Genomic DNA, 21,878 nt, shown 5'->3' with positions numbered 1-21,878 from the left:
ACGACCAGCCCGAACCGAAGGAGAACCACCCGTGATCACCGAACTCCACCGCACTCCCGCCGCCCCGGTTCCCCGGGCCGTCCCCCCTGGGGTCGCCGACGCCGTCGACTCCATCGGGGCCGCCGGCGGAGTGGCCAACGTCATCATGCAGTTGTCCTGGCCGGAGATCGGCTGGGGTGTGCGGGAGAGCCGCGTGGACACCGGGAACGTCTACAAGCACCCGCTCAAGCGCGCGCGCACGACCTTCCAGTACCTGGCGGTGGCGACCCTGGGGAGCGACGACGACAAGCGGATCTACCGCGAGGAGGTCACCCGGATCCATCGGCGTGTGCACTCCACCCCGGACAGCCCGGTGACCTACAGCGCCCTCGATCCGGAGCTGCAGATGTGGGTGGCGGCATGCCTCTACGTCGGATTCGAGGACGCGTTCGAGTGGCTGCACGGTCCGATGACCGACTCCGATCGAGAGGCGTTCTACCTCTCCGCACCGACGTTGGGCACCACGCTCCAGGTGCGGCCCGAGCAGTGGCCGTCCACGCGTACCGAGTTCGAGGACTACTGGCGTGAGGGGATGTCGCGGATCCGATTCGACGACCCGGTCCGCGAGCACCTGGTGGGGCTCGCCGAACTCCGGATGCTGCCGCAGCCCACGACCGTGTTGTTCGGCAGACTGAACAAGTGGGTGACCACGGGGTTCCTGCACCGCGAGTTCCGGGACGCACTCGGGCTGCCGTGGAACCCACGGGATCAGCGCCGTTTCGAGCGGTTCCTCGAGGTGACGGCGGCGGCCAATCGACTTCTGCCGTGGCCGGTGCGCACGCTCACCTACCGCGTCCTGCTGCTCGAGCTCAGGTGGCGCCTGCGGACCGGACGACCGCTGATGTGACGCTCCCGCCCCGCCCCGCCCCGCCCCGCCCCGGCGCGGAGCGGAGCGGGGCGGAGCGGGGCGGCCTGACGTCGTCGCGGGTCAGGCCGGAGCGATCGATGTCGCGACGCTGCCCCCCACACGGTCGTCCTCCCCCTCCTCCGCCCGGTCACTGTCACGCTCCTCGTCCCACACGCCGGCGCGCTGGAGATGGGCGATGAGCAGATCGGCCCCGTTGCTGAACTCGGCGTCGATCACCGCATGGGCCGTCTCCACATCCCCGGTGCGCAGCGCCTCGAGCATCCGCCGGTTGTCCACGAGTGCGGCCGCGCGCCAGGCCGGATCGTCCGCGTAGAGGCGATAGGGCATGTAGCGCGCGGCGTTGTTGAGGAACCGGGACAGCTTGTCGGAGCGGGACGCCCGGTTGATCGAGCGGTGGATGGCGTACTGCGCACTGACCACGCGGTCCGGATCGCCCGCCGCGGCCGCTGCCTCGAACTCCTCCACCAGGCGGGCGTGCTGATCGAGGGCCGACTCGTCGAACCGCGTGATGGCCCGGTCGACGATCCGCCTGGACAACTCCGCCTGCAGCCAGAAGATGTCCTCGACGTCCTGCCTGCTCATCGGCGAGACGAGGTACCCGCGTCGCGGGACGAGGTCCACCAACCCCTCTCCGCGAAGCGTGAGGAGGGCCTCCCGCACCGGGGTCACGCTCACCCCGAGGGCGGCTGCGGTCTCGTCCAACCGGATGAAGTCCCCGGGGCGCACCTGGCCGCTCATGATCCGGGTCCGCACGTGGTCGGCGACCTCTTCTGACAGCTGTGGGCGCTGCGCGAGTCGTGTTGCGGCCATTTCCGACACCCCATCTCCGGTGAAGAGGACCGGCCGGGGGACGCGGCCGGGAATCGAAATCAAATATATCGAATGAACCCGGAAAAGCCCCTCATGGCGCGGGTGCCGGGTGAGACTGGGGAGATGACCTCCCCCGAGACCCGGCCCGCCGTACGCAGCGAGCGCCGCGATCACGTCCTGCTCGTCACCCTCGACCGCCCCGAGGCGCGCAACGCCGTCAACGGCGAGGTGAGCACTCTCCTGGGTCGGGCCCTGCACGAGGCCGACACGGACCCGGAGATCCGGGTGGTGGTCATCACCGGCTCGGGGGAGCAGTCCTTCTGTGCGGGAGCGGACCTCAAGGCCCTCTCGCGGGGAGAGGACATCTTCCCCGCGGAGAACCGCCAGTGGGGGTTCGCGGGCATGATGCAGCACCCCGTCTCGGTGCCGGTGATCGCCGCGGTCAACGGCACCGCGCTGGGCGGGGGGTGCGAGATCGCGCTGGCGTGCGATCTCGTGGTGGCGGCCGACCACGCGGTCTTCGGCCTGCCCGAGGTCAGGCGGGGCCTCGTCGCGGCGGCGGGCGGCGCGTTCCGGCTGCCGGCCCAGGTCCCTCACCGGGTGGCCATGGAGATGATTCTCACCGGTGAACCGGTCACGGCCGCACGGGCTCTCGAGCTGCACCTGATCAACCGCGTGGTCCCCGCCGGGGACCTGATCGACGCGGCCCTCGGACTGGCCGGGGTGATCGCCGCCAACGCCCCGCTGGCCGTGCAGGCGAGTAAGCGCATCGCGCTGGGGATCACCGACGGGGCCCGGCCGGACGAGGAGGAGCGGTGGAAGGTCAGTGACAGGGAGATGATCACCGTCATGACATCGGAGGACGCCGCGGAGGGCCCGAGGGCGTTCGCGGAGAAGCGGGACCCCGTCTGGAAGGCCCGCTGAGACCGATCCCACATCCCCGACCGGGTGTGCGCAGCCCCCTGAGAGCACTACATTTCCTTCATGGAAGCCGAGTTCAGGTCTGCGGTGATCGAGGAGGACCTCCAGGTCCTCGACACGGAGAGTCGGGAACTGGCGCCCAGGGCGTCGGAACTACTGGCCCACCGCCCCGGTGACATGGTCGCCGAGGAGGTACGGAACTGCGTGATCCGGACGCGCACCCGTCCGGCTCACACCGCCTCCGACCTGCGATCGGGGCTCCTCGCGGTACGCGAGGGGCTGCGCCGGGTGGGTGAGCCCCGCGGCCTCACCGTCGCGGCCGCGGGTGCGGTCCCGCTCGTGCCCCCGGGGTCGGCGCTGGTGGACGAGAGCCCGCAGATGCGTCGACTCCTGGCCGACTACGAATTCCTGGCCCGGGGTCAGATCTACTGTGGCAGCCGCGTCAGAGTGGACGCCGTGGATGCCGACGAGGCGGTCGCCCTGGCGTGCCGGATCGCTCCGCACCTGCCCGTGTTCCTCGCACTCACCGCGAGCTCGCCCTACCTCCGCGACGGGTCGGACTCCGGGTACGCCAGCTGTCGCTCGGTCTCCGCCTCCCAGTGGCCGACCACCGCGCCGGTGGCGGGCGTGTGCTCGGCTCAGGAGTATCACGCACTCGTCGACGACCTCGTCGGCAGCGGGGTCATCAACGATCGCTCGATGGTGGGCTTCGGGATCCAGCCGGGCGCGGACGGGCGCTCGGTGGAGATCCTGGTGTGCGACGCCTGCCCCTCCGCCGACGCGACGGCGTTGGTGGCCGCGCTGTTCCGCGCGCTGGTCCAACGAGAGGCCGCCGCCCTGGCCGGGGGTGCGGAGCCCGCCGCCCCGGTGGAGACGAGGCTCCGGGCGGCGCTGTGGCGCGCGGCCCGTTCCGGCCTCGAGGGCTCCCTGGTGGATCCGGTCAGCCTCCGGCCACGTCCCGCGGCCGACGTCATCACCGACCTGGTCGACTCCCTGACCGGTCAGCTCGAGGCCACGGGTGACCTGGACATGGTGCGGGAACTGGTCCACGACGCCCTGTACAACGGCAGCAGCGCGTTCCGTCAGCGTCAGACGCTGCGTCGCCGCGGTCACGTCCAGGACATCGTGGACCTGCTCGTGGTGGAGACCGGCGGCACCAGCGGCTCCCGGTCGCCGGTGCCCGACGCGCACGCGAGGCTGTTCGGTGTCTACCTGCCCATCGAGGGACTCGACTCGGATCCGAGCTGGGACGAGGCGGTCGAGGTGGGCGGGCGACCGCGGGCCCCGTACGACCCGGTCCTCACCGCCCTGCAGAGGATCGGCACCGTGAGGCTCCGCGCCCGGCAGGTGAGGGCGGAACAGGAGGCCTCGGTCGCCGGGGTCACGTTCCGGGTCACCGGCCAGGAGCGGCCCCACGCGTTCCCGATGGACTTCGTCCCACGGATCCTCACCGCAGAGGTATGGGAGAGGCTCGCCGCGGGCATCGAGCAGCGCGCCCGAGCCCTCGACGCGTTCCTCGATGACGTCTACGGCGAGCAGGAGTTCGTGGCGGCCGGGCACCTCACCCCCGAGGCCCTGGACCGCGCGCCGGGGTTCCGGACCGGCACCGGGCAGGCACCGGGGGCGGGCCGGGTCCGGGCCCACATCTGCGGGATCGACCTGGTGTGCGCTGACGACGGTCGGTGGTTGGTGCTCGAGGACAACGTCCGCGTCCCCTCGGGCATCGCCTTCTCCACCGCCCACCGCGAGATGACGGCGACCCTGTTCGGAGATCTCGTGGACGAGTTCGATCTCCACTCGCCCGACCAGGCGTTCCCCATGATCCGCGACACCCTGCACGCCGCGGCTCCACCGGCGGCGGGTGACACCCCGAACATGGTGGTGATGTCGTCCGGTCCCGCGGACTCGGCGTGGTTCGAGCACCGCCTCATCGCCGACCGGACCGGACTGCCCCTCGTCACTCCCGACGAGGTGGTCTTCCGCGACGGGATCCTGCACCGCAGGGCCGGGGACGAGCTGGTCAGGGTCGACGTGGTGTACGCGCGGATCGACGAGGACATGCTGCTCAGCTCTCCGGGGCTCGACGGCGAGCCGCTCCGGGACGGTCTGCTGGACGCCCTGGCCGGAGGACGGTTGACGCTGGCCAACGCCCTCGGGAACGGGGTGGCGGACGACAAGGCCGTCTACGCTTCGGTTCCCGCGATGATCGACTTCTACCTGGGCGAAACCCCGATCCTCGACCAGGTCCCGACCTATCTGTGTGCGGACCGCACCCAGCGCGACCTGGTGCTGGAACGGTTGGGCGAGCTGGTGGTCAAACCGATCGACGGGTACGGGGGGCTGGGGATCACCATCGGGCCCGAGTGCTCCGAGGCGGAACTGGCCGCACGGCGCGAAGAGCTGCTCACCCGACCCGAGGGGTTCATCGCCCAGGAGGTGGTGGCCCTGTCCACGCTTCCGACCTTCGACGGCACCCACATGCAGCGGAGGCACGTCGACCTGCGTGCGTTCGCCCACCTGAGGCGCGAGGGGGGCCGGACGACGGCGCACGCGGTCCCGGCCGGCCTCACCCGGGTGGCGCCCGCCGGGTCGTTGATCGTCAACTCCTCGCGCGGGGGCGGCGGCAAGGACACGTGGATCATGCGCTGAGTCCCACGTCCCGAGCCCCGGGCCCTCACCCCGCCACCTCTGCCCCCTCACCCCGGGCGCCCCGCCGCGGGTGCGGACCCGGACCGGTTCCCCTAGCGTGTCCCCGATGACCGACGGACAGCGATGGATCAGGATCGAAGAGGAACTCCACCTCGTCGATCTGCGGACCCGGCGACCGGTACGACGCGCACCGCAGGTGCTCGAGGCCGCCGACGAGAAGGACGGGGGCGCCCGGGACGGCGGCCCGGCCGGTGAGATCGACGGCGCCCGGATCGCCTCCGCCCGGCACGGCGCGCTCCTCGTGTCGGATGTCGGCGCCCACACCGGGCTCGCCGACATCGGAGAGGCACTACGTCGGACCCGAGCACGGCTGGCCAGGGCGGGACGCGGGATCCGGACCGGCGTGGTCGCGGCGGGATCGCTCGCGTCCCCGGGGGTCGAGTTCGACCCCACCCCCGAGGAGCCCCACCCCGCTCCGGGCCGCGAATCGCAGACCCGGGCGGCGGCGAGGTTCCGGGTGGTGGTCCAGGTCGCGGATGCGGACGAGGCCCAGTACGTCGCGCGACGCGCCGTCACCGTCGCACCCGTGTTGCTGGCGATGGCCGCCAGTTCGCCCTACTGGGCGGATGGCTCGGACTCCGGATACGCCTCCACGCGCACCTTCGAGGCGCGGTGGTCGCCCGCGCACGTCACCGCCGTGGCGACCGATACCGCCGACGGGGTGCAGGCGGCGGAGGACGAACTGCTCGGCACCGGTGTGGTGGTGGGCCGGGAGTCGATCGAGGTCGACATCCGGCCCTCCCGGGACGGGTCGGGCGTGGAACTGGGGGTGTGCGATTCCTGCAGCACGGTGGACACCCTGGTCGTCGTCGCCGCCCTGTTCCGCGCCACGGTCGACCGCATCCTCTCCGGACGGGGCGCCGATGACGGGTGGCAGGACCCCTCGCCCGTGGTCCTCGACGCGGCGTGCTGGCGGGCCGCGCGATCGGGGATGGAGGGCGATCTGGTGGACGTGACCACCGGTCTGCCGCGCCCCGCCCCCGAACTCCTGGCCGACCTGGTGGGGGAGGTGGCCGAACAGCTGCGCGCCGGCGGCGAGGCCGACCTGGTGCACGACCTCCTCGACGGCATCCGCGGGGCCGGCACCTCGGCCGCCCGCCAACGCGCCGCCCACCGCCGACGCGGCCGGCGCGGCGACGTGGTGGCGGTGCTGCTGGCGGAGACCGTCGACCGGATCCGGCCGCGCGACGTGGCCGACGATCGTGACATGCGGTCCATGCTCGCCGCCTACTCACCGCTGGGTGAGGCGGTCACCGAGGAGGTGCACGACGAGGCGATCACCGAGGACGGCGTTCCACGCCCCGAATACGTGGACGTGCTCAAGGCCGTGTCAGATCTGGGCCCCGACACCCTGTGCGACCGCAAGGAGAAGGTCGACGACAGTCTGCGCGACCTCGGCGTGACGCTGAAGGTCTACGGCAGGGACGAACCACAGGTGTTCCCGCTGGACGCGGTCCCGCGCGTCATCCCGGCGGACCAGTGGGCCCGGATCTCGGCGGGAATAGAACAACGGGCCCGGGCGATGGAGCTGTTCCTCCGGGACATCTACGGTCCCGGTGAGATCATCCGCGCCGGCATCGTCCCCGCCGAGGCCCTCGACCGCGCCCCGGGCTTCCGGCCCACCGGCCGGTCGGTCCCGGAGGGGGCGTTGCACGCGCCGGTGTGCGGCGTCGACCTGGTCTCCACCGCCCCCGGCGAGTGGGTCGTCCTCGAGGACAACCTGCGGATGGCGGGGGGTCTGGCCATGGCGGTCGCCCTGCGCGACCGGATCAGCGAGGGCTTCCCCGAGTTCGGCGCGCGGTCCGAGGTCCACGATCCCCGGGTCGGCCTGGAGATGCTGTCGGAGACGCTGCGTGCCGCCGCACCGGGCGGCGTCGACGATCCCGCCATCGCGGTGGTGATCGCCGAGGACGAGCGCGAGGCCTTCGACCTCAACAACGCCGCGGCGGCGATCGGCGGCGAGATCGTCACCCCGGACGAGCTGACGGTCGACGACGGCCGCCTCTGGCGGGCTCACGGTGGCGACCGCACCGCAGTCGACGTGCTCTACGTCCGTATGGACGAGGAGATGCTGCTGTCGTCGGCGGGCGCGGACGGAACGGTGCTGCGGCGCGGACTCCTCAGCGCGATGGCGGAAGGCGGCGTGGCCGTGGTGAACGCGCCCGGGAACGGCGCCGCGGACGACAAGGCGATCTACGCCCGCGTGCCGCAGATCATCGACTTCTACCTGGGCGAGAAACCCCTCATCGGCCAGGTCGAGACCTATGTCTGTTCGGACCCCGAGCAGCGCAGGCAGGTCCTCGACCGCCTCGGAGAACTGGTGGTCAAACCGATCGACGGGTACGGGGGCTCCGGCATCACCGTGGGCCCGGAGTGCTCTCCCCGCGAGCTCGACGAGCGGCGGGACGAGTTGCGGCGGCACGGTGAGAGATTCGTCGCCCAGGAGGTCCAGTCCCTGTCCACACTGCCGACGTTCAACGGTCACGAACTGCAGCGCAGGCACGTCGACATGCGGGCGTTCGTCATGCTCCGGAGCGGGGCCTCGGGTGAGATCCTCGCCTCCGCCCCGCCCGTCGCACTGACACGCGTGGCCCCGGCGGGCACGATGGTCGTCAACGCCTCGAGCGGGGGCGGGGGAAAGGACACCTGGATCCACCGTGCATGACACGACCGAGATCACCGAGGAGGCGGAGTCGCTGGACCTCGCCGGCCCGCCCGACGACGCCGTCGGGGGGCCGGGAGAGATCCGGCACACCACCTCGCCCTGCCTGTCCCCGGACGGCTCGATGCTGGCGTGCGTGGTCACCGAGCGCACCGGCTACCCACGCGCGGTCCAACGGCCTCTCGGCCTCGGTGGCCTGGACGGGGCCGGTCCGGAACGCGACGTGGTCCTTCCCGTCAACGGACCGGTGCGACGCGTCGCGTACTCGCCCAGCGGCAAGTGGCTGGCCTGCGAGGTGGCCCCCGACGGTGGCGAGCGCGAGCGGATCTGGCTGGTCACGACCGACCCCGCGGACCGGGACGTCTATCCGATCGACACCCACGACGACGCCACCGAGCAGATCGTCTGCTGGGACGGCGATCTGTTGGCCCTGACCGCCTTCGACTCCGAGGGGCTGGCCGAGGGCAGGCTGGTGGACCCGGAGACGGGTGAGAGCACGATCGTCGACTCCCGGATGGGAGGCGCGCTCGTCCACGCCCGCGACGGGGCGGCCCTGTTCCGGGTCGGGGCGCGCGGCCACCGCGAACTGCTCCGCATCGTTCCGGACGGCCGGTGGTGGCCGCTCCTGCCCGTGGACACCGGGTCGACCACCGACGCCGGCGTGATACTCGACGCCGGCGGCGGTGACCGGCCCATGAGGATGATCGTGCGCAGTGATCACTCCGCGGACCGGATGGGACTGCTCGCGGTGGAGGCGGACGAGGAGTTCACGGAGTCGTGGCCGCTCGCCTACCGGGAGGACGCCGACCTCGATCGCGTCGAGGTGAGCCTGGACCGCACGACCGCCGTGCTGCTGTGGAACGTCCGCGGGGGACTGTCGGAGATCGAGGTCCTGGACCTGCGCCGGAGCCGACCACGGGTGATCGTCAGACCGCCACTGCCCGACGTGGTCGCGTCCTCGCCCACGCTCACCGCCGACGGGCGTCTGCTGGCGCTCACCGTCCAGAGTCTCGACCAGCCACCGCGCATCGTGATGTACGACGTGGAGCGACGGAGGTGGACGGGGGAGCCCCCGAGGCAACCGGACCCGGTCCCGCAGCTGGTCCGCTTCACGGCCCGCGACGGTCTGGAACTCTCGGGGTGGCTGTACCGCGCCGATCCGGCCGACGAGCCGACGCCCACGGTGGTCCACCTCCACGGCGGGCCCGAGGGGCAGTCCCGACCGGGGTACAACGACCTCGCCCGCCGGTACCTGGACATCGGTGTGACCTACTTCGAGCCCAACGTGCGCGGGTCCACCGGGTCCGGCCGCTTCTTCAGCCACGCCGACGACCGCTACGGCCGCTTCGCGGGGATCGACGATGTCGAGGACGCGCTGTTGCACCTCGTCGAGCAGGGCATCGCCGACCCCGACCGGGCGGTGGTCTCGGGCCGCTCGTACGGCGGGTACCTGGTCAACGCGACCCTGGTGCGGCATCCCGGGCGCTGGCGCGGGGGGATCGCGGCGTGTGGGATGAGTGATCTCCAGACCTTCTACCGCACCACCGAGCCGTGGATCGCCGCCGCCGCGTACCCCAAGTACGGCAACCCACTCCAGGAGCGTGAACTGCTCAGGGAGGCCTCGCCCCTGCACCTGTACCACCACGTGGACGTGCCCGTGCTCTTCGTCCACGGCGCGCACGACACCAACGTGCCGCTCAGCGAGACCGAACAGGCGGTCGAGGCGTTGCGGCGCCGCGGGGTACCGGTGGACGTGTTGCTCTTCGAGGACGAGGGTCACGAGTTCGTGAAATTGGCCAACAGGCAGCTGCTCGGGGACCGGGTGGTCGACTTCTGTCAGGAGGTGTTCGGTGTTCGGACGCAAGAAGGGTGACACCGCCGACGCGGGCGGGTTCGAGGGGCGACTGATCGGGTGGCGGCGCCACATCCACACCCACCCCGAGTTGTCCTACGAGGAGACCGAGACCACCGACTACATCGAGGGTGAGCTCCGGTCGATGGGGCTGCGGCCGACCCGGTTCCGCATCGGCACCGGCCTGTGGTGCGATGTCCCGGCCGCCGAGGGCGCCACCGCGACGGACGTCGTGGCCCTGCGCGCGGACATCGACGCGCTCGCGATGAGCGAGGACTCCGGCGAGTCCTTCGCCTCGGAGGTCGACGGGGTGGCCCACACGTGTGGCCACGACGGTCACACCGCGATGCTGCTGGGGGCGGCCGAGATGTTGGTCGCCGACCCGCCACCGCGCCCCGTGCGCCTGATCTTCCAGCCGGCCGAGGAGACCATGCCGGGCGGCGCCAAGGAGTGCGTCGAGGAGGGCGTGGTCGAGGGCGTGGACCGGATCCTCGCGCTGCACTGCGATCCGCACCGCCGCGTCGGCGAGGTGGGGGTGACGGGCGGCGCCATCACGTCGTCCAACGCCAAGATCGGCGTCACCGTCCACTCGAACGGAGGCCACACGGCGCGGCCGCACGAGACCCAGGACACGGTCTTCGCGCTGGCGCAGATCGTCACGGGGGTGACCGCCGTGGTGGACCGGACCATCGACCCGCGCTCGGGCACGGTCCTGACCTGGGCTTCGATCAAGGCCGGGGGGACGGCTCCCAACGTCATCCCCGACTCGGGCCAGCTGTGGGGCACCCTGCGCAGCGCCGACCGCGACGTCTGGGCCACGGCGGAACCCGTCGTCCGCGGGGCCGTCGAGTCGATCGCCGCGACGTACGGGCTACGCGCCGAGGTGGAGTACGTCCAGGGTGTGCCACCGGTGGTCAACGACCAGGCCTGCGCCGACCTGGCGGCGTCCGCGGTCGAGCAGGTGCTCGGACCGGACGGGGTGGGTACGGCCGTGCAGTCCAGCGGCGGCGAGGACTTCGCCTGGTACACCGAGGAGATCCCCGGCGTCTACCTGCGGCTGGGGGTGTGGGACGGGGAGTCCGAGGAGACCGACCTGCACCACCCCGGGTTCGTCCTGGACGAGGCGGCACTGCCCCACGGTGCCCGCATCTTCGACGCGTTCGCGCGGCTTCACCGCGGGGAGTGACGGAAGGGGGTATCAGAAGTGAGTGAGCACGAGCAGAGTGACGAGGGGACGTACTCGACCGTCGGACTCATGGCGGACCCAGGTGCGCCCGACAGGGTGGCGGCCGCGATCGCGGACGACCTCGCCGACGATCTGACCCGCGAGCTCCGGGGGGAGGTGGCGGGTCGAGGTCGCCCGGGAAACACTCCCGCTCGGTCCGGACGGCGAGGTCCGACTCACCGAGCACGCACCCCGTCTGTTGCAGCAGCACTCGTGGGATTTCGTCGTCTACCTGACTGATCTGCCGAGCCGATCCGGCGGGGACCCGGTGTTGTACGACGTCAACGACTCCACTGCCGCCGCGCTGGTATGTCTGCCGGTGCTCGGCGTAGTCCGGGTGAAGGCGAAGGTCAGGGCGCTCCTTCGTCGCCTGGTGAGGGCGGGCACTCGCCGGGACGGTGTCGGCCCGTCCGGTTCGGACGATCTTCCCCCCGCCACGTGCAGCGGGGCGATGAGCAGGATCCGGCTACTCGGAGGGATGGTGCTCAACAACAGGCCCACCCGGATGGTGACAGGATTAGCCGGTGTCGTCGCCGCCGGGGCGGGCACCGGCGCCTTCGGCGTCTTCTACGGCAGCATCGCCTCCCTGGCGGTGGCACTACATCCGATGCGGTTGCTGCTGATCGGCGTGCTGGGTGTCCTCACGCTGGTGTCCTGGCTGATTCTGCGCAACGGGATGTGGACCCGTTCCGATGACGAATTCGGACGGGGTCATCGGCGGATGGACAACGCGGCCACCGTGCTGACGGTCGGCGTCGGTGTGGGAATCATGTTCCTCGCCCTGCTGGTGGCGATGTTCGTGCTGGCCATCGTGGTGTTGGACGCTGGCTACCTCGAGACCCAGCTCGGGCGGCCCGTCAGTGTTTCGGACTACTTCCGCCTGGCGTGGCTGTCCACCTGCCTCGGGGCGTTCGCCGGCGCGCTGGGGTCGAACTTCGACGACGAGGACGTGGTCCGCGCGGCCACCTACAGTCTCCGGTGGCACGAACGCCGCACGATGTTCGACGACTATCAGCGGCGAGCCGGCGAGCGTCGGGAGCAGCGGGAGCGCCAGCGGATCGAGTCCGAGAACTCCGAGGACTCCGGGAACTCCGGGGGCCCCGGGAACTCCGAGGACGACGCGAACGGCGCCGGGGGGACGTCCACGGTGGAGGATGACCGCCCGAGAGGGTAGACAAGTCACATGACAGCCGCCCCGACCCAGATCGCGTCCCCGGCCTCCGCCCCCGCCCTGCCCGTCGGCAGCGGGCCGCTCTCGGAGGCCGTGGTCACGGCGCTGGCGACGGGCCGGACCGATGGGCTCCCGGACGTCTCGGCGGACACAGATCCGATGGGTCGCGACCTCCAGCTCGCGCTCTACACGCTCTATGAGCTCCACTACCGGGGCTTCGCCGGCGTGGACTCCGACCTGGAGTGGGACCCCGAACTCCTGCGCCTCCGTCGCGCGCTGGAGACCCTGTTCCTCGATCATCTCCGGGGAGCGGTCGAGCCGGGTGACGATCCCGTGGCCGAGATGGACGCACTGTCCGTCGAGGCGACCTCCGGCACGGGCCCGTCCTGGTACTTCAAGGACGAGGGCACCTGGGACCAGCTGCGCGAGTACTTCGCCCACCGGTCGCTCTACCACCTGAAGGAGGGCGATCCCCACGCGTTCGCCATCCCGCGGCTGCAGGGGCAGGCCAAGGCCTCGTTCGTCGCCGTGGAGTTCGACGAGTTCGGCGGCGGGCGCGGAGAGCGGGTCCACCAGCAGCTCTGGGCCGATCTCATGCGGGCCGCCGATCTGGACCCCGGCTACCTGGGGTACCTCGACCGGGTGTCGGCGGCGACGCTGTCGACCGTCAACCTGATGTCACTGTTCGGGCTGCACCGGTCCCTGCGCGGCGCCGCGATCGGGCATTTCGCCGCCATCGAGATCACCTCGTCCCCCGGGTCCGCGCGACTGGTCGCGGGCCTGCGCAGGCTGGGGGCGCCGGAGGAATGCGTGCACTTCTACGCCGAACACGTGGAGGCCGACGCGGTCCACGAGCAGGTGATGCGCCACGACGTCGTGGGGGATCTGGTGAACCGGGAGCCGCATCTCGCGGCGGACGTAGTGTTCGGGATGCGTGCTCTGGACCACCTCGACGAGGTGGCGGCGGGCGGGATGCTGGCCGCGTGGGGCCGCGGGGAGTCCTCGCTGCTGCCCTGACGCAGCGTTCGTTTCCCGCTCACACCGGGACCGCCGACCCCGCCGACACTGCGGCACCGCCTCCCGCCGGCACCGCCGACCCCGCCTCCCGCCCCGCTCCGCGGCATCCGCTCGCGCGCCTGCAAACCCGGCTGGACATCCGCTCGTGCGCCGGTACGCCTGACGCACTGCCGCCCGCCGCGATGCACTCCGGCGCGCACAAAGGCGCACGCGGGCGTTCATCGCGGCGAGCGGATCGCGAAAAGGGAGAGCGGATGCCGAAAAGGGAGAGCGGATGCCGAACAAGGGGGGAGGGGATGCGGACAACGTGGGGCGGGAGCGGCGGAAGGGGGAGCCCACGGCCCGGGCCGAGATCGGTCGTGGTCGCAGGCTCAGCCGTCGGCGCCGGCTGAGGCGTCGGTAGGGGATCCGGGAGAGGTGGCCCGGATCTTGCGACGGTGGCTGGTGTCGCACAGCGGGTAGGTCTTGCTGCGACGGCAGGTGCACACCGCCACCATGAAGCGGTCGGAGCAGACGCGGGCCCCGTCGTCGGTGACCAGGTCGACCGGCCCCTCGACCAACATGGGGCCGCCGGGGACTATCCGGACGACCCGCGCGTCGCGGTCACCTGCGGTCGACACGGACCACCACCAGTTCCTCCATTCGTCTCCCCGGCTCGAGCAGGCCCGCGGCCTCCAGTCGCGCCGCGTACCCGAGCATCACCGGACCGAACTCCACGACCTGGCTCGCGACCCGGCGGGCGTCGAACCCGGCCCGCTCGAGCCGGGAAATGGTCTTCGGCGGGTCGGAGAACTCGGAGTGCACGATCAGCATGGTCCCGCCCGGGGCCACGAGGTCGGGGGCGAGGTCGCACAGCTCGTCCAGGACCACCCGCCCGTCGGCGCCGGCGTCCCAGGCCCGGTTGGGTCCGGTCCCGCTCAGCGGCGCGTCCGAGGGGACGTACGGAGGGTTCGACACCACCACGTCGAACGGCCCGGCCCGTCGGGCGTCGGCGAGCGTTCCCACGCGCGCATCCACCCGCACCCCGGCTCGTTCGGCGTTGCGGGTCGCGCAGGCGACGGCGGCGGGGGAGATGTCGAAGGCGACGACCTCCCGCGCGCCGCGCAGTGCGGTCTCGACGGCGAGAATCCCGCTTCCTGTACAGATGTCGAGAACCCGCTTGCCGGCGACCAGGTCGGCATGGTCGAGCGCCTCGCAGAGCAACCACGAGTCGGCCTGCGGCGCGTACACGCCGTCATCGACCTCGATATGCGCTAACCGTGTCTGGGTCATCGGGCCTCCGGTGAGGGGTCGTCGGATGACCCACAGTCAATCCCCGGGCCCGGTGGCCCGCAACCGCTAGACCCCTATCGCTGCCAGTACAGCCCGCCGGGGACGTCGCCGCCGCCGGTCAGACGGCAGGTCAGAATGGTGCCCTCCGGGGCGGTCACCGCCAGCCCCTCCTGCATGCAGGGTCGTCCGAGCATCGCGGGGCCGGTGCCGTCCGGGCCAGTCCCCTCCGGTTGTGGCAGCCACAGCGGCCCGGCGCCACCAGGGTCCTCCTGGCAGAACAATGGCGAGCCGTCCTCCGCCTGGGCCAGTTCGCCCACCAGGTGGCAGGGGCCGCCCGCGCTCACGACGTTCGCGGGCAGCTGGGTCGAACCTGGCGACACCGGCGCGGCGGCGGCCGCCGTCACCGTGGCCGCGGGGACGGGATCGGCGGTCTCGGCCGCGGGCGAGGGGGACGGCGGAGTCGACGACGACGAGGTGGTCACCTGCGTGGTCGGTGTGGCGGGCGCGGCGATCTCCTCCTCCGTACCCGAACAGCCGGCGAGTGCGACTCCGGCCGCCATCGCGAATGCGAGGGCGGCCGGGACACGGCGACGTCCGGTGGTCGAGAGCGGGCGATCCGTCGCGGTGGGAGTCATGCGTTCCTGTTCTTCCTGCGTGTGTCAGGCCCCGATGATGAAGGCCTCGAGTTCGGCGCGGGCCTTGTCGTCGGCCATCTGCTCCGGCGGGGACTTCATGAGGTACGCCGACGCCGGCAGGATCGGCCCGCCGATGCCGCGGTCCTTGGCGATCTTGGCCGCCCGGACGGCGTCGATGATGATGCCGGCCGAGTTGGGCGAGTCCCACACCTCGAGCTTGTACTCCAGGTTGATGGGGGCGTCGCCGAAGGCGCGTCCCTCGAGGCGAACGTACGCCCACTTGCGGTCGTCGAGCCACTCCACGTAGTCGGAGGGGCCGATGTGCACGTTGCGGTCGTGGATCTTGCCGGCCAGGGTGCCCTCGAGGTTGGAGGTCACGGCCTGGGTCTTGGAGACCTTCTTGGACTCGAGTCGCTCGCGCTCGAGCATGTTCTTGAAGTCCATGTTGCCGCCCACGTTGAGCTGGTACGTCCGGTCCAGCGCGACGCCGCGGTCCTCGAACAGCTTGGCCATCACCCGGTGGGTGATGGTGGCGCCGACCTGCGACTTGATGTCGTCGCCGACGATCGGGACCCCCGCCGAACGGAACTTCTCGGCCCACTCGGGGTCGGAGGCGATGAAGACGGGAAGGGCGTTGACGAAGGCGACCCCGGCGTCGATGCAGCACTGCGCGTAGAACTTGTCCGCCTCCTCGGACCCGACCGGCAGGTAGCTGACCACCACGTCGACCTCGGCGTCCCGCAGGGCCTGCACCACGTCCACGGGCTCGGCGCCGGATTCCTCGATGGTCTGACGGTAGTACTTGCCCAGGCCGTCGAGGGTGGGGCCGCGCTGGACCGTGATGCCGGTCGGCGGCACGTCGCAGAGCGCGAGGGTGTTGTTCTCCGAGGCGGTGATCGCCTCCGCGAGGTCCATCCCGACCTTCTTGCCGTCGACGTCGAACGCGGCGACGAACTCGACGTCGCGGACGTGGTAGTCGCCGAACTTCACGTGCATGAGCCCGGGGACGGTCTGGTCGATCGCCGCGTCCTTGTAGTACTCGACGCCCTGCACGAGCGAGGACGCGCAGTTGCCGACGCCGACGATCGCGACGCGCACCTTCTGGTCGGTCATTGGTGTTCTCCTTGTGATGGGTTCTCTGTCTGGATGAGTTCGTTGATCCAGCGCAGCTCGCGCTCGCTGGTCTCGAGGCCCAGCAGGGTGAGTTGCCGGGCGTAGCGCAGTTCGGTCGGGCCGGCGCGTGTCGCCGCGTCCCGTTGGCCCTCCCGGCGCTCCTCGAGGACGCGCCGTCGGCCCTCGAGGAGCCGCACCCGGGCGGGCCCGGGGGTGCGGTCGAAGAAGGCCAGGTGGACGCCGAAGCCGTCGTCGGTGAACGAGGAGGCGCCGGGCGAGTCGAGCAGGGCGGCCAACGTCGCCTCGCCGACGGGGGTGATGCGGTAGGTCTTGCGACCGCGTCGTGCGGTGGCCGGTGGACGCGTGGCGGTGGCCGCCGTCGCGTCCTCGACGATGTCCCCCTGGTGCCGGAGGCGACGCAGGGTCGGATAGAGCGAACCGAAGGACACGGTGCGCACCGTCCCCAGCATCTCGGAGAGGCGTTTGCGCAGTTCGTATCCGTGCATGGGGCGCTCGTCGAGCAGCCCGAGGATCGCCAGATCGAGCACTCCACCCCCTCACGTCGACGAGTCATGCCTGCGGGTTTCCGCGACGGTGACTGAGAGTACACCCTGTGATGTATCGCGCCGATATACCGGTTTGCGGCATCGGCGAGACGCGTCGAGTCCGCGCGGGGCCGGAGTACGCCGGGTCGCGCCCTCGACCGAGGCCTGTTCCCCCCTCGGGTTCTCCGACCCCGGACGCGCGCGGGGACCGCGCCGGGGTCGTAGGCTGGCCCCCGTGGACCAGGCCGACTCCCGCTACCGGCGACCCGGCCCCCCGCCGGGGCCGGAGGACCCCACCGGCCGAGAGGCGCTGCGGCGTCGCCGGGTGGTGGACTTCGCCCTGCGGCGCCGAGGGGTGTTGGCGGATCTCCGCGAGGGCGTCTCGGCACTGCGGGAGGTGTGCGACGCGGACGTCTATCTCCTGCGTGCGGCCGGGTTCCACGGCGTGGAGACCGAGACCGTGTGCCCGGTGTGCCGCAAGGAGAACCTCACCGAGGTGTCGTGGGTGTTCGGCGACGACCTGGGTTCCGCCTCCGGCTCGGCCCGGAGCGCGGATGAGATCGAACAGCTGGCGCTGACCCACGACGCGTTCACCGTCCACGTGGTGGAGGTGTGCCGCAGTTGCTCGTGGAACCACCTGATCGAATCCTATGAGGTGGGTCTCGCCTCGGGCGAGGGCAGGCGCGTGCGCCGGGCCGCGAGGGACCTACGCCGACACCGCTGATCGCCCACCGCCGACACCGCAGCTCGCCCTCCGTGAGCACCGCAGGGTGCCGTGCCCGGGTGCACTGGATTCCGGGCGGAGCGCGATTTCGTACACAATGGACCCCGATGCACCGTCAGCGGGGGTCGCCCGTGCCGGTCGTAGCTGTTCGCAGGAGGGTGGAAGATGTCGCAGAGTGACAGGACGCGTGGGGGATCCGACGGGGGTCGGGACGACTCCGCGCACCGGCGCGGCTGGTTTCGACGCCACCCGGCCTGGACGACGCTGATCCTCGTCGTCGTCGTCCTCCTGGTGATCCCGCTCGTGATCGTCGGGGTGGTCTACAACCGCACCGAGATCCCCCGCCCGGGCAGCGTGGCCACCAACCAGATCTCCGAGATCTACACCAACGACGGCTCGACCATGATCGGACGCATCGTCCCACCGGAGGGCAACCGGACCCTGGTGGAGGTCGACGCGATCCCCGTGCACGTGCGCAACGCCGTGATCGCCGCGGAGGACCGCAGCTTCTACACCAACGAGGGGTACGACCCCACGGGCATCGGGCGCGCGGTGATCGGGCAGATCACCGGTGAGTCCAGCGCCGGCGGTGGTTCGACCATCACCCAGCAGTACGTCAAGAACACCATGGTCGGTGACGCTCCCACCTACGAGCGCAAGGCCAAGGAGATCATCATCGCGGCCAAGATGACCAACGAGTGGTCCAAGGACCAGATCCTCGGGGCCTACCTCAACACCATCTATTTCGGCCGCGGGGCCTACGGGATCGCCGCCGCCTCCACCGCGTACTTCAACAAGCCGGTCGAGAACCTCACCATCGAGGAGGGCGCGCTGCTCGCCGGCGTCATCCAGTCCCCCTCCGCCCTGGATCCGCTCAACAACGCCGTGGCCTCCGAGAACCGCTGGAACTACGTGATGGACGGCATGCGGGACATGGGAGCCATCGACGCCCAGCAGCGTGGCGCGGCGGTGTTCCCCCAGGTCGTCGAGGATCCCCAGGCGGTGGACCAGAACGTGGGCGACCCCACCAACGGGGCCATCCGGCGCCAGGTGTTGGCCGAACTGGCGATGGCCGGCCTCGACGAGCAGATGCTCAACACCCGCGGGCTCAGGATCACCACCACCATCGACCCCGCGACCCAGGAGGCGGTGGTCCAGGCCGCCCGCAGCAACATGCAGGGCGAGCGGCCGGAGAACCGCACCGCGGTGGTCTCGATCGACCCCCGCACGGGCGGCGTGATCGGCTACTACGGCGGAGAGGACGCCGAGGGCTGGGACTACGCCAACGCCCCGTTGCAGACCGGCTCGACCTTCAAGATCTTCGGCGTGGCGGCCGCCCTCGAGCAGGGCATCGGTCTGGGCACCCAGATCTCCTCGGCGCCGGTGACCACCGGCAACGTCACCGTCACCAACGTCGACGGCCAGTCCTGCGGGTCGTGCTCGGTGTCCCTGGCGCTCAAGATGTCCCTCAACACCTCGTTCATCCGCCTGCAGCGGATGCTGGAGAACGGGGCCAACGACGTGCGGGACATGGCCCACCGCGCGGGCGTCGCCAAGGAGATCCCCGGACTGCCGTGGGAGACGCTCACCGAGCAGGGCGAGGACCCCTATGACGGCCTGATCCTGGGCCAGTACCCGATCCGGGTGCGCGACATGGCCACGGGCCTGGCCACGTTCGCGGCCGAGGGGGTCCACCGGCCCACCCACTTCATCGAGAAGGTCGAGACGGCCGACGGCGAGGTCCTCCTGGACAATTCGGAGCCCGAGGGGGAGCGGGTGGTGGACGCCGACGTGGCCAACAACCTCACCTCCGCGATGGAACCGATCGCCGCCTACTCCAACGGCCACTCGCTGGCCGGTGGCCGCCCCTCCGCGGCCAAGTCCGGCACCACCCAGCTCGGCGACACCGGCTACAACAAGGACGCGTGGTTCGTGGGGTACACCCCGTCCATCGCCACCGCGGTGTGGGTGGGGACCGACGACAACCAGCCCCTGCTCAACGCGTGGGGCGGCACGATGTACGGGTCCGGACTGCCCGCGGACATCTGGAAGTCCGCGATGGACGGCGCCCTGTCCGGCACGGAGTGGGAGAGCTTCCCGACCCCGGGGTACATCGGCGGACAGGCCGGCGCGTCCCAGTGGGAGTCCGCCGGGGGGTCGGGAACCGGCACGACGGGGGGCACCGCGGGCACCCAGCAGGCCGTTCCCCAACCCAGCGCCCCGCCCGCTCCGGCGGAGCCCGCGCCGGCTCCCGGTGCGCCGGGCCCGCTCACGCTCAACGTCCCCGGGCTGCCGGAGATCGTGATCCCGGGCGCCGGAGCTCCCGCTCCCGCTCCCGCGCCCGCCCCGGCTCCTGCTCCCGCCCCGGCCCCGGTCCCCGGCGGGGGAGCCGGCGGCGGAGGCACGGGCGGTGGCAACGGCGCAGGTGCGGGCGGTGGAGGCGGCGACGCGGGCGACGGTGGGGCCTGACCTGGCGGGCTCTGACCGGCCGGGGTCCGGCCCGGACACCGTGCACTAGGGTGTGGTCGTGCAGAGCAACGGCCACCACTCCCCGCTGCCGCTGGACGAGGACCCCCGCTCGCTGAGCCCGCGGGACCGGGTACGGCCTAGTGACGGGGCCGGCAGGACGGTGATGGACGCGTGGGGTGGCCCGGTCGGGAGGCACGCGGTCGTGGGACGGCAGCGCTTCTGGACCCCACTGCGCGTGATCATGCTGTTCGCGGTGCTGTTCCTGTCCCTCGGGTTCTTCTCCAAGGCCGCGTGCCTGGTCACCACCAGCCCCACCGACGGGTCCGAGCCGGGACTCAACTGGACCGGTCAGCAGTACTACAAGGCCTGCTACGCCGATCCGCTCCCGCTCTACGCGGTGCAGGGCCTGGCCGCGGGCGAGCTGCCCTACCGGTACATGTGGGTGGGTGACGACGGCGGCGTCCGCTACATGGAGTACCCGGTGTTGTCCGGGATGTTCCAGTACGTCACCGCCCAGGCGGCGCAGGCCTGGCACGCCCTCGCCCCCGGCGGCCCCATCGAGGTGGTCAAGTACTTCGTGCTCGGGTGCGTGATCCTGGCGTTCCTGTGGATGGTCGCCGTGTGGGCGACCTACCTGTCGGCCGGGCGCAGACCGTGGGACACGCTGCTCATGGCGGCCAGCCCGCTGATCATCTTCCAGGCCTTCACCAACTACGACCTCATGGCGGTCGCGTTCGCGTCCGTGGCGTTGCTGCTGTGGGCGCGCAGCAGACCGGTGTGGGCGGGCGTCGTCCTGGGTCTCGGCGTGGCGGCCAAACTCTATCCGTTGTTCCTGTTCGGGGCGCTACTGGTGGTGGCGCTCCGGCGTCGGCGTCTCGTGGAGTTGGGCAAGGCGGTCGCGGCGGCGATCGCGGCCTGGCTGGCGGTGAACCTGCCCATCATGATCCCGTTCCCGGAGGGGTGGAGGGAGTTCTTCCGGCTCAACTCGGACCGGCCCGCCAACCCCGAGAGCATCTACGCCGTCATGCAGACCCTGACGGGCTGGGAGGGGTTCGATGCCGGACGCGCCGCCGGCGAGGCGCCCGCCACCCTCAACGCGGTGTCCCTGGCCCTGTTCGCCCTGGGCTGCGTGGCCGTTCTGGTGATCGGCCTCACCGCGCGCACCACCCCGCGGATCGCCCAGTTGGCGTTCCTCATCGTGGCGGTCTTCCTGCTCACCAACAAGGTGTGGAGCCCGCAGTACTCGCTGTGGCTGGTCCCGCTCGCGGTGCTCGCGGTGCCGCGGGCCAGACTGCTGGTGCCGTGGATGGCCTTCGACGCCCTGCTGTGGGTGGCCCACATGTCGTATTTCCACGGGGTCGCCGAGAAGGGGATCGGGGCGGAGACGTTCCACCCGCTCGTTCTGGTGCGAGACCTGTTGGTGGTGGCCATCTGCGTGGTGGTGATCCGCGAGATCTACCGGCCGCACCTGGATCTGGTCCGGCTGGCGCACCAGGGGACACCCGAGGGCCCGGACCCACTGGCCGGGGTGCTCGCGGACCCCGGGGAACCGTTGGTGGGGCCACCGGCCGGTGCCGACGACAGGGGCGAGGACCGTGACGACGACGATGACGAGTCCCGCCGGGTCCGTCAGAAGGAGGACACCACCGGATGAGCACCACCGCGATGATCTGGATGTTCCTGTGCATCCTCATCGGATTCGTCTGCATGGTCACCGCCGCCGGCGGGCATCGTGCGGGCTGGCGCCAACCCGTGTGGATCTCCTGGACCGTGGCGGCATTCCTCTTTCTCACGGTGATACCCGTGGCCCTGGCGTTGACGATCGGACTGCGACACGGGTGAGGCA

At 71.3% G+C, this 21,878-nt stretch carries 18 protein-coding genes; 12 read left to right on the top strand and 6 right to left on the bottom strand.

Annotated features, from left to right (window positions below; translation table 11 throughout):
* The first annotated feature begins 31 nt into the window (after window positions 1-31).
* On the top strand, window positions 32-886 hold the full coding sequence (locus CT688_RS16725) for an oxygenase MpaB family protein (RefSeq protein ID WP_231750416.1): 855 nt from the start codon (window positions 32-34) through the stop codon (window positions 884-886).
* An 81-nt stretch (window positions 887-967) separates the two neighbouring features.
* On the opposite strand, the gene CT688_RS16720 is transcribed toward CT688_RS16725, so the two are convergent.
* Entirely contained in the window at window positions 968-1,717 is a 750-nt protein-coding gene (locus CT688_RS16720) for a GntR family transcriptional regulator (RefSeq protein WP_194305838.1), read from the bottom strand.
* Window positions 1,718-1,840: 123 nt separating this feature from the next.
* Here CT688_RS16720 and CT688_RS16715 point away from each other — a divergent pair, with 123 nt between their 5' ends.
* From CT688_RS16715 to CT688_RS16685, 7 genes are all read left to right on the top strand, one after another.
* Entirely contained in the window at window positions 1,841-2,641 is an 801-nt protein-coding gene (locus CT688_RS16715; RefSeq protein WP_107758291.1) for a crotonase/enoyl-CoA hydratase family protein, read from the top strand.
* 60 nt (window positions 2,642-2,701) lie between these two features.
* Entirely contained in the window at window positions 2,702-5,287 is a 2,586-nt protein-coding gene (locus CT688_RS16710) for a carboxylate--amine ligase/circularly permuted type 2 ATP-grasp protein (protein ID WP_107757810.1), read from the top strand.
* 106 nt (window positions 5,288-5,393) lie between these two features.
* Window positions 5,394-8,012 carry a carboxylate--amine ligase/circularly permuted type 2 ATP-grasp protein gene (locus tag CT688_RS16705; RefSeq protein ID WP_107757809.1) on the top strand — a complete coding sequence of 873 codons (2,619 nt, stop codon included), beginning with the start codon at window positions 5,394-5,396 and terminating at the stop codon, window positions 8,010-8,012.
* The gene (locus CT688_RS16700) at window positions 8,005-9,882 is read left to right on the top strand and encodes a S9 family peptidase (protein WP_107757808.1); all 1,878 of its coding nucleotides are present in this window, start codon (window positions 8,005-8,007) and stop codon (window positions 9,880-9,882) included. The genes CT688_RS16705 and CT688_RS16700 overlap by 8 nt, the downstream gene beginning before the upstream one ends.
* A complete protein-coding gene (locus tag CT688_RS16695) occupies window positions 9,860-11,047 on the top strand; it encodes a M20 family metallopeptidase (RefSeq protein WP_107757807.1) in 1,188 nt (395 codons plus the stop codon). The genes CT688_RS16700 and CT688_RS16695 overlap by 23 nt, the downstream gene beginning before the upstream one ends.
* A 238-nt stretch (window positions 11,048-11,285) precedes the next feature.
* Window positions 11,286-12,260, top strand: coding sequence for a hypothetical protein (locus tag CT688_RS16690; protein ID WP_197431447.1), 975 nt, complete (start codon window positions 11,286-11,288; stop codon window positions 12,258-12,260).
* 9 nt (window positions 12,261-12,269) lie between these two features.
* Window positions 12,270-13,274, top strand: coding sequence for an iron-containing redox enzyme family protein (locus CT688_RS16685; protein ID WP_182626874.1), 1,005 nt, complete (start codon window positions 12,270-12,272; stop codon window positions 13,272-13,274).
* Between the two features lie 371 nt (window positions 13,275-13,645).
* Here the strand turns inward: CT688_RS16685 and CT688_RS16680 are convergent, their stop codons facing one another.
* The 5 genes from CT688_RS16680 to CT688_RS16660 form a co-directional block, all read right to left on the bottom strand.
* A complete protein-coding gene (locus tag CT688_RS16680) occupies window positions 13,646-13,894 on the bottom strand; it encodes a CDGSH iron-sulfur domain-containing protein (protein WP_370446318.1) in 249 nt (82 codons plus the stop codon).
* Window positions 13,878-14,546 (bottom strand): HemK2/MTQ2 family protein methyltransferase, encoded by a 669-nt coding sequence (locus CT688_RS16675; protein WP_107757806.1) that lies wholly within the window; start codon window positions 14,544-14,546, stop codon window positions 13,878-13,880. Before CT688_RS16675 ends, CT688_RS16680 begins: the two co-directional genes overlap by 17 nt.
* 74 nt (window positions 14,547-14,620) lie before the next feature.
* Window positions 14,621-15,181 carry a hypothetical protein gene (locus CT688_RS16670; RefSeq protein ID WP_107757805.1) on the bottom strand — a complete coding sequence of 187 codons (561 nt, stop codon included), beginning with the start codon at window positions 15,179-15,181 and terminating at the stop codon, window positions 14,621-14,623.
* A 24-nt stretch (window positions 15,182-15,205) separates the two neighbouring features.
* Window positions 15,206-16,294, bottom strand: a complete 1,089-nt coding sequence (locus CT688_RS16665; RefSeq protein ID WP_107757804.1) for an inositol-3-phosphate synthase — start codon at window positions 16,292-16,294, stop codon at window positions 15,206-15,208.
* Complete coding sequence (locus CT688_RS16660) at window positions 16,291-16,842, bottom strand: PadR family transcriptional regulator (protein ID WP_107757803.1); 552 nt, start codon at window positions 16,840-16,842, stop codon at window positions 16,291-16,293. The genes CT688_RS16665 and CT688_RS16660 overlap by 4 nt, the downstream gene beginning before the upstream one ends.
* A gap of 322 nt (window positions 16,843-17,164) precedes the next feature.
* Here CT688_RS16660 and CT688_RS16655 point away from each other — a divergent pair, with 322 nt between their 5' ends.
* The 4 genes from CT688_RS16655 to CT688_RS16640 all read left to right on the top strand — a co-directional run bounded on the left by CT688_RS16655 (window position 17,165) and on the right by CT688_RS16640 (window position 21,874).
* Window positions 17,165-17,563: a DUF5318 family protein gene (locus CT688_RS16655; RefSeq protein ID WP_194861479.1), complete on the top strand. Its 399-nt coding sequence runs from the start codon at window positions 17,165-17,167 to the stop codon at window positions 17,561-17,563.
* 165 nt (window positions 17,564-17,728) lie between these two features.
* Window positions 17,729-20,032 carry a transglycosylase domain-containing protein gene (locus tag CT688_RS16650; RefSeq protein WP_107757801.1) on the top strand — a complete coding sequence of 768 codons (2,304 nt, stop codon included), beginning with the start codon at window positions 17,729-17,731 and terminating at the stop codon, window positions 20,030-20,032.
* 58 nt (window positions 20,033-20,090) lie between these two features.
* Window positions 20,091-21,686: a glycosyltransferase family 87 protein gene (locus tag CT688_RS16645; protein WP_231750415.1), complete on the top strand. Its 1,596-nt coding sequence runs from the start codon at window positions 20,091-20,093 to the stop codon at window positions 21,684-21,686.
* The gene (locus tag CT688_RS16640; protein WP_017835239.1) at window positions 21,683-21,874 is read left to right on the top strand and encodes a hypothetical protein; all 192 of its coding nucleotides are present in this window, start codon (window positions 21,683-21,685) and stop codon (window positions 21,872-21,874) included. The genes CT688_RS16645 and CT688_RS16640 overlap by 4 nt, the downstream gene beginning before the upstream one ends.
* Window positions 21,875-21,878 lie beyond the last annotated feature (4 nt).

The sequence above is a fragment of the Dietzia sp. JS16-p6b genome, from assembly GCF_003052165.1.
GTDB lineage: Bacteria > Actinomycetota > Actinomycetes > Mycobacteriales > Mycobacteriaceae > Dietzia.
The sequence above is the reverse complement of the archived record's forward strand: the minus strand, read 5'-3'. Positions and strand labels throughout refer to the sequence as shown.

Bases quoted from the DNA above. Each gene is read 5' to 3' on its own strand.
- CT688_RS16720 (WP_194305838.1), bottom strand. From the start codon at position 1,717: ATGGCCGCAACACGACTCGCGCAGCGCCCACAGCTGTCAGAAGAGGTC.
- CT688_RS16715 (WP_107758291.1), top strand. From the start codon at position 1,841: ATGACCTCCCCCGAGACCCGGCCCGCCGTACGCAGCGAGCGCCGCGAT.
- CT688_RS16710 (WP_107757810.1), top strand. From the start codon at position 2,702: ATGGAAGCCGAGTTCAGGTCTGCGGTGATCGAGGAGGACCTCCAGGTC.
- CT688_RS16705 (WP_107757809.1), top strand. From the start codon at position 5,394: ATGACCGACGGACAGCGATGGATCAGGATCGAAGAGGAACTCCACCTC.
- CT688_RS16685 (WP_182626874.1), top strand. From the start codon at position 12,270: ATGACAGCCGCCCCGACCCAGATCGCGTCCCCGGCCTCCGCCCCCGCC.
- CT688_RS16675 (WP_107757806.1), bottom strand. From the start codon at position 14,546: ATGACCCAGACACGGTTAGCGCATATCGAGGTCGATGACGGCGTGTAC.
- CT688_RS16670 (WP_107757805.1), bottom strand. From the start codon at position 15,181: ATGACTCCCACCGCGACGGATCGCCCGCTCTCGACCACCGGACGTCGC.
- CT688_RS16665 (WP_107757804.1), bottom strand. From the start codon at position 16,294: ATGACCGACCAGAAGGTGCGCGTCGCGATCGTCGGCGTCGGCAACTGC.
- CT688_RS16650 (WP_107757801.1), top strand. From the start codon at position 17,729: ATGTCGCAGAGTGACAGGACGCGTGGGGGATCCGACGGGGGTCGGGAC.
- CT688_RS16640 (WP_017835239.1), top strand. From the start codon at position 21,683: ATGAGCACCACCGCGATGATCTGGATGTTCCTGTGCATCCTCATCGGA.